This is a genomic window from Mesorhizobium sp. W067, assembly GCF_054719525.1.
Genome location: NZ_JBTTII010000001.1, coordinates 475325 through 487933, shown reverse-complemented (window position 1 = coordinate 487933; position 12609 = coordinate 475325). Strand labels below are relative to the sequence as shown.

Sequence of the window (12609 nt, the reverse complement as noted above, 5' to 3'; positions counted from 1 at the left end):
CCCCCATGACAACAGCCCAAACCTCCGCCGGCAGCCTGATCCGCGAATGGCGCACGCGCCGGCGCATGAGCCAGCTTGATCTCGCAATGGAGGCTGAGATTTCCCAGCGTCATCTCTCCTTCGTCGAAAGCGGCCGCGCCGCGCCCTCGCGCGAGATGGTGCTGCATCTGGCCGAGCAGCTTGAGATTCCGCTGCGGCAGCGTAATCAGCTGTTGCTGACTGCCGGCTTTGCCCCGAGCTTCAGCGAGCGGCCACTCACAGATGCGACGCTGGCGCCGGCGCTTGCCGCGGTCGAGAGCGTGCTCAAAGGGCATGAGCCGTTCCCCGCCCTGGCCGTCGACCGGCACTGGAACCTGATTTCCGCCAATGCCGCCATCGGCCCGTTTCTGGCCGATGTTGCCGAGCCGTCGCTGCTCCAGCCGCCGGTCAATGTGCTGCGCCTCAGCCTGCACCCGAACGGCATCGCACCGCGCATCGTCAATCTCGCGGAATGGCGGGCGCATCTGCTGGAGCGGCTGAAACACCAGAACGATGCCGCCGGCGATCCCGTCCTGGTCGAGCTGGAGCGCGAATTGCGAACCTATCCGTCCGGGCTCAAGGGTGCGCGGCCGGTGCCGGTCGAGCCCAACGGCATCGTCCATCCGCTGCGGCTGGCGCATGGCGACCAGGTGCTGTCCTTCATCAGCACCATCACCGTCTTCGGCACGCCGCTTGACGTGACGCTGTCGGAACTGGCGATCGAGTCTTTCTTCCCGGCCGACGAGCAGACGCGAGCGGTGCTGGTGCGGCTGGCGAAGGAACGTGCGGAAGCTAACTGAGCCAACCCCGCGGACCTCCTCACCCCTGTGGTGGCGCTGCCTTGCGCGTTCGGGTGCGTTCCAGGCCGAGTTGGCGCTCGCGCCAGATGATGAACATGCCGGCGGCAACGACGATCACACCGCCGACGAGCGTGTTGATGGTGGCGATATCGCCAAAGGCGAAATAGCCGACGACCACGCCGAGGATCATCGAGGTGTATTCGAACGGCGCCACCACCGAAGCTTCGGCATGGCGGTACGCCGCCGTCATCAAAATCTGCGCCAGCCCGCCACAGAACCCTGCTGCGACCAGCAGACCGGCCTGCAGCGGCGTCAGCGCCTGCCAGCCGAAGGGCAGCGTAAGCAGCGCCATGACACTCGCCGTCGCCGAGAACCACAACACGATGGTCGCTGTTCGTTCAGTCTGGACAAGATTGCGCACGAGCAGGATGGCATTGGCGGAGATTGCTGCAGAAACAAGAGCAGCGATGACGCCCAGCACCTCCTGGTCGCCGAGCGCGACGCCCGACGTGAGCAGCGTCAGCTCCGGCCAGGAGATGATCAGCACGCCGACCAGACCGACCGCAACCGCGCTCCAGCGATAGACGCGAATGGCTTCGCCGAGGAATAGCGAGGAGAACACCACCACCAGCAAAGGCTGGGCATAGTTCAGCGTGATCGCCTCAGGCAGCGGCAGCCGGGTCAGCGCAAAGAAGCCGAGCCCCATGGCGCAAACGCCGACGACACCGCGCGCAATGTGGTTCAGCGGGCGTTTGGTGGCGAACGCCGTGCCCAGTTTTCTCTTGAAGGCCAGGAAGGCGATGATCGGGAAGATGGCGAAGAAGGAGCGGAAGAAGACGATCTGGCCGGCCGGCAAAGTGCCGGCGGCCTTGATGCAGGTTTGCATGCCGACAAAGACCGCCACCGACATGACCTTGAGCATGATCCCGGTGAGAACATTAGAGCGCCGCGCGTCGTCTTCGACGCGTAAAGGACGCTCTGACACTTTAAATCTGCGCATCGTGCTTTCCAAAAATCGACATCGATTATTGGGCCGATGCGCGCCGGGATGATCGGACAGTTTCCCGCCCGCTTCGTCTCCAGGGCCGGCTTTCACTGTTTTGTTGCTTCCCGGATCTCCGCTGAGATGCGCGTCGAACGACGCGGTAAACAGGCGCCCATGCCGAACTTCGATGTGACGACGGTCATCAAGGCCTCACGATAATGGCGGAAGGGGAACGCCCCGAAATAGGCATTGGCGCAGTTTTGTCGAGTGACCGTTTCGTGTAAAGAGCGCGCAACTTTAGATTTAATGGGCCAGGACACGTCAGCGGCTCCGATAGCGACAGGGAAACCCAAGGGAATGCGAACCGATACCGGCCAGGTCTTCAAGCTCGAAGACTACCGCCCCAACGACTTTTCCATCCCGCAAACCGGCCTCACCTTCCGCCTTTCGCCAGACGCAACGCGTGTCACCGCAGTGCTGACGATCGAACGCCGCGATGGCGCCGCCGTCTCGACGTCGCTGGTGCTGGACGGCGACGGGCTGGTGCTCAAGCGCATTGCCATCGACGGTCGCGAGCTTGCCCCGGCCGAGTATCTCGCCACGCCGGACCAGCTGACCATTTTGAGGCCGCCGGCCCGTTTCCAGCTGCTGCTCGAGACCGAGATCGCGCCGGCCAGCAATGAGGCGCTGATGGGCCTCTACCGCTCCAGCAATGTCTATTGCACGCAATGCGAGGCCGAGGGCTTTCGCCGCATCACCTATTTCCTCGACCGCCCCGACATCCTGTCGGTCTATACCGTGCGTATCGAGGCAAGGTTGGACGAAGCGCCGCTGTTGCTTTCCAACGGCAATCCGGTCGAAAGCGGCGCGCTTGCCGACGGCTGGCACTTTGCAGTCTGGGACGACCCCTTCCCCAAGCCGTCCTATCTGTTTGCGCTCGTGGCCGGCAATCTCGGCAAGGTTGCGGACAGTTTCGTCACCATGTCCGGGCGCGAGGTCGAACTCGGCATCTATGTCGAGCCAGGCAAGGAGGGGCTTGCCGGCTACGCCATGGACGCGCTGAAGCGCTCGATGCAATGGGACGAGCAGGCCTTCGGCCGCGAATACGACCTCGACGTCTTCAACATCGTCGCCGTTTCCGACTTCAACATGGGGGCCATGGAGAACAAGGGCCTCAATATCTTCAACGACAAGTATGTGCTGGCCGACCGGGAAACCGCCACCGATGCCGATTTCGCCAATATCGAGGCGATCATCGCGCATGAGTATTTCCACAACTGGACCGGCAACAGGATCACCTGCCGCGACTGGTTCCAGCTCTGCCTTAAGGAAGGGCTGACGGTCTTTCGCGACCATGAATTCTCCGCCGACCAGCGCTCGCGTGCGGTCAAGCGCATCGCCGAAGTGCGCACGCTCAGGGCGCACCAGTTCCCCGAGGACCAGGGACCGCTGGCGCATCCGGTACGGCCGCGCCGCTACCGCGAGATCAACAATTTCTACACGGCGACGGTCTACGAAAAAGGCTCGGAAGTCGTGCGCATGATCCGCACGATTCTCGGGGCCGAGGCTTTCCGCGCCGGCATGGACCTCTATTTCGAGCGCCATGATGGCGAGGCCGCGACGATCGAGGACTTCCTGAAGGTGTTCGAGGACGCCTCCGGGCGCGACCTGTCTCAGTTCGCGCTCTGGTATCACCAGGCGGGCACCCCGAACCTGACCGTCAGTTCGACGCACAATCCGGCGACGCGCGAGTTTACCCTCGAGATCGAGCAGTCGGTGCCGCCGACACCGTCGGAGAGCCGCAAGCGCCTGATGCACATTCCGCTCGCCTTCGGCTTGGTCGGCGCCGGCGGCGAACCGGTCGCCTATGGCGGCGTCGAAGGCGCCACCGTCGAAGACGGTGTCATCCATATCCGCAAGCGCCGACATATGGTGCGCTTCTCAGGCGTCGCCGAGCGGCCGGCGGTGTCGCTCAATCGCGGCTTTTCGGCGCCGATCACACTTTCGGTCGAGCAGAAGGCCGACGACCAGTTCTTCCTCGCCGGCCATGACAGCGATGCCTTCGCGCGCTGGCAGGCGTTCAACACGCTGCTCACCGATGCGCTGATAGCGGCCTTCCGCCAGATCCTCGGCGGCGCGAAGCCGGCTTTCACCGCCAGGCTGACCGGACTTGCCGGCAAGATCGCCGGCGACGAGACCCTGGAACCTGCCTACCGGGCGCTGGCGCTGTCACTTCCGGGCGAGGCCGACATTGCCCGCGACATCGGCACGAACATCGATCCCGACGCCATCTTTGCCGCTCGCGAGGCGTTGGCGCTGGCAATCGCGCGCGCCAATCAGCAAACGTTCACCGACCTATACGGCCGCCTCGCCGGCGACGGGCCGTTCAGCCCCGACGCGGCAAGTGCGGGACGCCGCGCGCTGCGCAACATCCTGCTCGACTACCTCTCGCTGCTGCCGAAAGGTGCTGCGCTCGCCGCCCGGCATTTCGAAACCGCGACCAACATGACCGACCGCGCCGCAGCGCTGACCGTCCTTGCGCACCGCCATGACGGTTCGCCGGAGGCGATCAAGGCGCTGGCCGATTTCGAGGCGCGTTATGGCGCCGATCCGCTGGTCATGGACAAATGGTTCCAGATCCAGGCCAGCGTGCCGGGACGCCGGACAGTCGACACGGTACGCGAGCTGACTGGTCACGCAGCTTTCTCGATGGCCAATCCGAACCGGGTGCGCTCGCTGGTCGGCACATTCGCCAGCGCCAACCAGACCGGCTTCCACCGCGCCGATGGCGAAGGCTACCGGTTTTTTACCCAGACCGTACTCGAGGTTGAAAAACGCAATCCGCAAGTGGCGGCCAGGCTGGCGACAGCGCTGCGCTCGTGGCGCTCGCTGGAGCCGGGCAGGCAAGCCAAGGCCAGGGAAGCGCTGCTGGCCATCGCCGGTGCCGAGAACCTGTCGGCGGATTTGCGGGACATTGTGGAGCGAACGCTGGCCTGATCCCTCCCCCTTGAGGGGACGGTGGACAGCCGCCGAAGGCGGATGGACGGGTGGGGTCGTTGCGGCAGTGCGCGACCTCGACCAACTTCGACCGTGATTGAGAGAGTCGAGCGCTTCGCCGAGGACCCCACCCGGCCCTTCGGGCCACCCTCCCCTCAAGGGGAGGGATTTCAGCGTTATTTCAATCAATTTTTAATGTTTTTCGGCCGCGCCTCTGGACAAGGCGAATCACCTTTGATTCTTTACAGACGATTCGGATGTGCGGTGTTGCCGGATCGTCAAGCGTACGGAAATTCGGGGAGTGCCATTTATGGCCAAGGCGGACGCGTGGGGCGCGCCCGAAGGGACGGCTTTTGAGCGGCGCAAGGCGCGAGGCGACGGCCTCGCCGGCAATACGCGGCTCATCGCTGAACCAGCCTACCGGCGGCTCCTGGCTGCCGAACCCCTTCTGCGCCGTTCGATACCGGCTCTCATCATCATCTTCCTGATCGTCATCGCCGCACTGCGCGTGCTGTCGCTGATGAACGAGCGCGACGAGGCCGAGCGCGACGGCAAGGCGGTGCTAGGTCTCGCCGCCGGCCAGATGGCGAACGCAATCTCGGCCGACCCGACCGCGGCATCCAGCGGTGCAATTGATCTTCTGGAAAGCACGAGCCGCCAGGGCGCCATGGGCAGAAGCCATGTGCTTGTGATCACCGACAGCGCCTTCAAGATCATTGCCGTGTCGCCGCTGTCGACCGGCTGGCAAGGGCGATCGCTGGACAGCCTGGTGCTGGACGGCCAGCCGCTGTTCATGTTCGGCGACCGCGCCGGGGTCATGGATGTCAGCATCGGCGGCCAGGACTGGTACGCGGCGGTGAGCCTGACCCGGGACCGCAAGAACGCCGCGGCCGTGCTGGTGCCGCAGGAAGCGGCGTTCGACAACTGGCGCAAGACCGTCTCGCTCAACGTCACGCTGTTTGTGCTGACAGCCGGCGTGCTGATCATCATCCTCTACGCCTATTTCGGCCAGGCATCGCGCGCCCAGACAGCCGACCGCATCTATCTCGAAGCCCATCAGCGCATCGACATGGCGCTGGTTCGCGGTCGCTGCGGCCTGTGGGACTGGGACATGGTGCGCGGCAAGATGTACTGGTCGCGCTCGATGTACGACATGCTGGGCTACGAGCCCTGCAACTCGATGCTGTCGTTCGGCGAGGTCGACGACATCATCCACCCCGAGGACGGCGACCTGTTCGAGCTGGCCAACAAAATCGTCGAGCGCGAGATCGACCATATCGACCAGGTGTTCCGGATGCGTCACGCCGACGGCCAGTGGGTGTGGATGCGCGCCAGGGCCCAGGTGATCGACCCGGAAGCGCCTGAGATCCAGCTGATCGGCATTGCCGTCGACGTCACCGAGCAGCGGCATCTGGCGCTGCGCTCGGAGGCGGCCGACCTGCGCCTGCGGACCGCGATCGAAAACATCAACGAGTCCTTCGTGCTGTGGGATGCCGCCCAGCGCCTGATCATGTGCAATTCCAAATACCAGAAGGACAACGGCCTGTCGGACCGCGACGTCATGCCGGGCGCTGCGCGCGCCGTGCTTGAAGAGCGCATGCTGGCCTTCGCCTCTGAACGGCGGCTGGCCAACACCAACGGGCCGCAAGGGGGCGCAACCTTCGAGCGGCAGCTCTCCGACGGCCGCTGGCTGCAGGTCAACGAACTGAGGACCCGGGACGGCGGCACGGTCTCCGTCGGCTCCGACATCACCCAGATCAAGCTGCACCAGGAAAAGCTGGTCGACAGCGAGCGCCGGCTGATGGCGACCATCCACGACCTCAGCCTCGCCCGCCGGGCCGAGGAAGAGCGCGCCAAGGAACTGGTCGAGCTCAACCGCGAATATATGAAGGAAACCGAGCGCGCCGAGGCCGCCAATCGGGCCAAATCCGAATTCCTGGCCAACATGTCGCACGAGCTGCGCACGCCGCTCAACGCCATCATCGGGTTCTCCGAACTGATGGAACAAGGCCTGTTCGGGCCGCTCGGTTCGCCGCGCTACGAGGAATATGCCAACGACATCAACGGCAGCGGCAAATATCTGCTCGGCGTCATCAACGACATACTCGATATGTCGAAGATCGAAGCCGGCCAATTCTCGGTGGACCGCGAGGAAATCGATCTCTGCCCGCTGATCCGCGAGACGGTGCGGGTGATCTCGCTGCAGGCGGCGGAGAAATCGATCACGGTCGAAACCCGCATCGCCGATACGATGACGCTGTTCGCCGACCGCCGGGCGATCAAGCAGATCGCCATCAATCTGCTGTCGAATGCGGTGAAGTTCACCGGCCAGGGCGGCCATATCTCGGTGCGCGCCCGCAACACGTCAGGCGCGCTGGTGCTGACCATCGAGGACAATGGCTGCGGCATTCCGAAGGAGGCACTGAGCAAGCTTGGCCGCCCCTTCGAACAGGTGCAGAACCAGTTTTCGAAGAACCACGCCGGTTCCGGCCTCGGCCTTGCCATCTCGCGCTCGCTGGCCGAGTTGCAAGGAGGAGCGCTGAAAATCCGCTCGACCGAAGGCGTCGGCACGATCGTGTCGGTGCGCATCCCGGTGAAGAAGGCGCAACCGGCGGTGAAGGCGGCGGCCTGACGGCCCGCCAATGCGAGCGGTGCTCTCCGCCGCGTTCAAGGACTGAGTAGCCCCGGTCATGTAAGGGCTCCGGCGGCTTTCGCCGCCGGAGACATATCGCCATTTCACTCCATGCTGTCGTCGCCGCCGTCCCATTGGTGGTGGCGGCCCATGCGGCCTTTCTTTGGGAGTTCGTTGCGCTCGATCTTGCCGTCATTGTTGCGGTCGAGCATGGCGAACACCTTCTTCTCGCGCCCGGTGATGTCGTCCGTGGTCAGCGTGCCGTCGCCCTTGCTGTCGTAGCGGGCAACGATGCGCTTGGCCATTTCCTCGAACCGCGCCTTCTCCAGCGCGTCAGCGAGCTGGGCGACTGTCAGCTTGCCGCCATTATCGGCGACCAGCTTCTTCAGCCGCGCGTTCATGGCGTCGGAAAACTGGTCGAAGCTGATGGTGCCGTTGGAATCCTTCATCGCCTTGTCGAGGCGCATCATGGTGCCCTCGCGCATTCTGGCGCTGGCATTGTTCTCGGCATAGGCGGTGGTGCCGACGGCGCCGGCAAGCGCGATGAAGGCAAGGGCAAGTCCGGTTGTCTTTCTCATGGGTATCTCCTGTTGCATCGTCACCCCCGATGCGATCCGAAACAGCCGCCAGCGCTTCACGCCCTCACAACCGTTTCGTACGAAGCAAAAGGTCGAAATCCTTTCTGACCTTTTGCGACGTCTCCTTGAGATGTGCTTCCAGCACACCGAAATCCGGCAGGTCAGTCACCGCCAGAAGCAGATCCGACAATCCCGGCGGAACGTCATCGCGTTCGAATGCGCCGGTGAGGCAAAGCCGCGTCATCTGGGTCAGCGCCAGATAGAGCTGGTAGGCTTCGCAAAGCTGCTGCCTGACGTCGGCCTCGGCGAAATCCGGCGACAGATGCGCCAGGATTTCGCCGGTCGCGGTCACCCTGCGGCCGGCTTCGACCTGCCCGGTTATAACCGCCACCTGCGCGATGAATTCGAGGTCGATGAGGCCGCCGGAGATGAGCTTGATGTCCCAGAGATCGCGCGGCGATTTTTCCTTCTCGATCAGCGCGCGCATCTCGGATGCCTCCGCCCTCACCTTGGCGGCGTCGCGCGGCAAGGCCAGAAGTGCCGCCACCTCGGCCTCGACCTCGGCGCAAAGGGCCGCGTCGCCGCCGATGGCGCGCCCCCGGGCCAGCGCCATGTGCTCCCAGGTCCAGGCCTCCTGGCGCTGGTATTTCTTGAAGGCATCGATGTGGGTGGCCACCGGCCCCTTGTTGCCGGATGGCCGCAAGCGCAGGTCGAGCTCGTAGAGAACGCCTTCGGCGGTCGGCGCCGAGACAGCCGCGATCAGCCGCTGCGTCATCCTGGTATAGTAGTGCGATGGTGCGAGCGGCTTGTCGCCGTCGGACTCGTCGGCATTCGCGTCGTGGTCGTAGAGCAGAATGAGGTCGACATCGGAGCCGGCGGTGAGCTCGCGGCTGCCGAGTTTGCCCATGCCGAGCAGCGACACGGTGCCGCCGGCGATGCGGCCATGACGCAGCGCGAATTCGGTGGTCACCGCCTGCAATGCGGCGTCGATGGTGAGGTCGGCGAGATCGGAAAAGGCGCGGCCGGCGCGCGCCGGGTCGATCGAGCCGGCGAGCAGCCTGACACCGATCAGGAATTTCTGCTCGGAGGCAAAGATGCGCAAACGGTCGAGCACGTCCTCATAAGCCCGGTCGCCTTCGATGAAAGCGGCCAACCGCGCTGAGAGATAGGCTCGGTTGGGCAGTTCGGCGAGCAGCGCCGGGTCGAGCAGGCCGTCGAAGACATGCGGGCGCCTTGTGATGATTGCCGCCAGCCGAGGCGCGGCGCCCATGATCGTCGCCATTAGTTTCAGCAGGGCGGGATTCGACTGCAGCAGCGAAAACAGCTGGATGCCGGCGGGCAGGCCGGCGAGGAATTCGTCGAAGCGAACCAGCGCCTCGTCGGCCCGGCGCGTCTGGCCGAAGGCTTTGAGCAGCGCCGGCGTCAGTTCGGTCAGCCGCTCGCGCGCTTCCGCAGACTGGGTGACGCGGTAGCGGCCGAAATGCCAGCCTCGAATCACGCGGCAGATGTCGCTTGGCCGCTGGAAGCCAAGGCCGTGCAAGGTCTGCAGCGTGTCGGGATCGTCGACATCGCCGGTGAAGACCAGATTGCCGACGCCGGCCGACAATTCAGGCGCGGTCTCGAACAGCGCGGCGTAATGGCGCTCGACCTCATGCAAAGCCGCGCGAAAGGTTTCGGCAAATCTGGCGGCATCGGCAAAGCCCAGCATATGGGCGATGCGTTCCAGCCCCTCATCATCGTCGGGCAGAATATGCGTCTGCTCGTCGGCGACCATCTGGATGGCGTGTTCGACGCGGCGCAGAAACCAATATTGCTGCGTGAGCGCGTCGCGTGCATCGGCGGTGATCCAGTTGCGCGCGGCCAGCGCACCCAGCATCGGCACCGTCTCGCGGCCGCGCAGCTCCGGAAAACGGCCGCCGGCGATCAGTTGCTGGGTCTGGACGAAGAACTCGATTTCGCGAATGCCGCCGCGGCCGAGCTTGACGTTGTGTCCTTTGACCGCGATCTCGCCATGACCCTTGTGGGCATGGATCTGGCGCTTGATCGAATGAACGTCGGCGATCGCCGCATAGTCCATGTATTTGCGCCAGACATAGGGCTGCAATTCCCGCAGGAACGCATCCCCGGCATCGAGATCGCCGGCCACGGGACGCGCTTTGATCATGGCGGCGCGCTCCCAGTTCTGGCCTCGCGCCTCATAGTAGCGAAGTGCTGCCTCGACCGGGATCGCCAGCGGCGTCGAGCCTGGATCGGGACGAAGCCTCAAATCGGTGCGGAAGACATAGCCGTGCCCGGTGCGGTCCTGCAGGATGCGGACCAGCCTGCGGGTCAGGCGCGCAAACAGCTCGGTGGCGTCCAGCGGATCGACGATCGCCGGCGCATCCGGATCGAAGAAGACGACGAGGTCGATGTCGGAGGAGAAATTCAGTTCATGCGCGCCAAGCTTGCCCATGCCGAGCAGGATCCAGCCGGATTGCCGTGACGGATTTTCGGGATCGGGCAATTTGAGCTTGCCCTGGCTGTGCGCGTCGCGCAGCAGGAAGTCGACCGCCGCGCAGGTACAGGCATCGGCGAGATTGCTGAGGCGCCTTACCGTCAGCGCGGTATCGGCCTCGCCGGAGAGGTCTGCAAGTGCGATCAGGAAGTGAGCTTCACCCTTCCACTGCCTGAGTTCCATCATCAGGCTGGATTCGGAAACGGTCTCGGCAAAGGCGGCCTTGCCGATCGCTTCGGCAATGCTGGTCAGCCTGGCCTCGACACCGTCATCAAACAGCGCGTCGAGGATTTGCGGCCGGCGGCGCGCGACATCGCGGAGGAAGGGCGAGAGATCGAAGACGGCAGCGAGAAACTCCTGTGCGGCGCCCTTGCCCCCTAGAAATTTCGCCAGACGCGGCAGGTTCTCGTCCTTGGCATCGCCAGCGATCTCCGACAGTTCACGCCGGGCGCGAGTCTCATCCAGCGGCGCGAGCTGCGCCGCCAGTTGCAGGCGCCATTCGGTCTCGATCCGTTTCGCAGCCATCCTCACCGCCATCAATGGTCCTCCCGCGCCGGGAAGCTCATGATAACGGACAATCCGGGATTGGCAGGCAGAAGTTCAAGCCGGCCATTGTGAAAAGTCATGATCGCCTTGGCGAGGCTGAGACCAAGGCCTGATCCCGGCTGGGAGCGGCTCTTTTCCAGCCGCACGAAGCGCTCGGTCGCCCTGGCGCGGTCGGCGTCATCGGGGATGCCATGGCCATTGTCCGAAACGGAAAGGCGGATTTCGTGACCGACGCGCTGCAGGGCTACGCGCACGGCAGGCTTTTCCGCCGCATCGGTCGAGTATTTGATGGCGTTGTCGACGATGTTCGACAGTGCCTGGCCGATCAGCTCGCGGTTGCCATCGACGGAAAAATCCCCGTCCGCGGCAGTTTCGAGCACCACGCCAGCCTCCTCCGCCACCGGCTCATAAAGCTCGACAACGTCACGGACGGCGGCGGCGAGATCGACCTTGCTGGTGCTCTCCGAGGAATAGCCGGCCTCCAGCCTGGAGATCATCAGGATGGCGTTGAAGGTTTTTATCAGCTGGTCGGATTCGGCGATGGTGCCTTCCAGCGCCTGCCGGTAGTCGGTGGTCTTGTGCTTGCCCGAAAGTGTCGCCTCAGCGCGGTTGCGCAGTCTGGTCAGCGGCGTCTTCAAATCATGGGCGATGTTGTCGGAGACCTGCTTCAGCCCTTCGTTGAGCGTCGCTATCCTGGCCAGCATGGTGTTGAGGTTTTCCGACAGGCGGTCGAACTCATCGCCGGCGCCGGTCACCGGCAGCCGTCCCGTGAGATCGCCGCCCATGATGCGGCGGCTTGCCTCCGAGACGCTGTCGATGCGCTTCAGCGCGGCGCGGCCGACAAGGAACCAGATCAGCAGCCCGCCCAGGCCCATCATGCCCAGCGCCAGCATCAGGGCGCGGCGGACGACGGCGCGGAAGCGCTCGGGCTCGCCGAGATCGCGGCCGACCAGCATGATCATCTGGTTGGGCAGCCGCAGCACCAGCGCGATGGCGTTGTGGCCCTTCTCGCCCTCGGACTGAATTTCGGTCTCGCCGGGCTGCGCGCCATTCGGGTCAGAAGCCTGGTTGCGCTGCCGTTCGAGCTCACCTTCGCCGAAACGGCGATAGGAGAAGGGTTCGGTCGTCCAGCCATCGCTCTCGAGCACCCCCGGTGCCAGGCTCTGCACGTTGCCGGTGAGGATCTGGCCGTTGACGTCGGCAATGAGATAGAGGTTGGCGCCGGGCTGGCGCGAGCGCTGCTCGACGACGCGCACCAGCCGCGGCAGGCCGCCGCTCTGATAGGCACGGGCGAGGCCGAGCACCTCGTCATTGATGGTCTGCTGGGTCTGGCCGGTCAGCATGCGGGCCGACAACGACGTCATGTAGAAGACCAGCAACACGGCACATAGCGCGAAAAGCAGGAAATAAAGCGCTGAAAGCCGCGCCGCCGTCGTCCTCATGATGGCCGGCAGGGAAAGGGCCATCGAGTTCTAGCTCATGATGAGATTTGGCTGAAATCTCATCATGACCTACCCCTTTGTTGGAGCATGATCTTCTCCAAAAACCGGTACCTACTT

The 12609-nt window shown here is 64.2% G+C and carries 8 protein-coding genes; 3 read left to right on the top strand and 5 right to left on the bottom strand.

The window, feature by feature from the left end:
• The first annotated feature begins 5 nt into the window (after positions 1-5).
• On the top strand, positions 6-818 hold the full coding sequence (locus tag ACYG97_RS02250) for a helix-turn-helix domain-containing protein (RefSeq protein ID WP_023732015.1): 813 nt from the start codon (positions 6-8) through the stop codon (positions 816-818).
• A 19-nt stretch (positions 819-837) separates the two neighbouring features.
• On the opposite strand, the gene ACYG97_RS02245 is transcribed toward ACYG97_RS02250, so the two are convergent.
• On the bottom strand, positions 838-1740 hold the full coding sequence (locus ACYG97_RS02245) for a DMT family transporter (RefSeq protein WP_023687251.1): 903 nt from the start codon (positions 1738-1740) through the stop codon (positions 838-840).
• Positions 1741-1910: 170 nt separating this feature from the next.
• The gene (locus ACYG97_RS02240) at positions 1911-2123 is read right to left on the bottom strand and encodes a hypothetical protein (protein ID WP_155921555.1); all 213 of its coding nucleotides are present in this window, start codon (positions 2121-2123) and stop codon (positions 1911-1913) included.
• A gap of 37 nt (positions 2124-2160) precedes the next feature.
• Between ACYG97_RS02240 and pepN the strand changes: the two genes are divergently transcribed.
• Both pepN and ACYG97_RS02230 read left to right on the top strand, forming a co-directional pair.
• Complete coding sequence (pepN, locus tag ACYG97_RS02235; RefSeq protein ID WP_023732017.1) at positions 2161-4800, top strand: aminopeptidase N; 2640 nt, start codon at positions 2161-2163, stop codon at positions 4798-4800.
• 310 nt (positions 4801-5110) lie between these two features.
• Positions 5111-7432, top strand: coding sequence for a PAS domain-containing sensor histidine kinase (locus tag ACYG97_RS02230; RefSeq protein ID WP_023684522.1), 2322 nt, complete (start codon positions 5111-5113; stop codon positions 7430-7432).
• A 104-nt stretch (positions 7433-7536) separates the two neighbouring features.
• Here the strand turns inward: ACYG97_RS02230 and ACYG97_RS02225 are convergent, their stop codons facing one another.
• The 3 genes from ACYG97_RS02225 to ACYG97_RS02215 all read right to left on the bottom strand — a co-directional run bounded on the left by ACYG97_RS02225 (position 7537) and on the right by ACYG97_RS02215 (position 12516).
• Complete coding sequence (locus ACYG97_RS02225; protein WP_023732018.1) at positions 7537-8010, bottom strand: EF-hand domain-containing protein; 474 nt, start codon at positions 8008-8010, stop codon at positions 7537-7539.
• Positions 8011-8074: 64 nt separating this feature from the next.
• A complete protein-coding gene (locus tag ACYG97_RS02220; protein WP_023732019.1) occupies positions 8075-11029 on the bottom strand; it encodes a bifunctional [glutamine synthetase] adenylyltransferase/[glutamine synthetase]-adenylyl-L-tyrosine phosphorylase in 2955 nt (984 codons plus the stop codon).
• A gap of 11 nt (positions 11030-11040) precedes the next feature.
• Entirely contained in the window at positions 11041-12516 is a 1476-nt protein-coding gene (locus ACYG97_RS02215; protein WP_023732020.1) for a sensor histidine kinase, read from the bottom strand.
• Between the last annotated feature and the right edge of the window lie 93 nt (positions 12517-12609).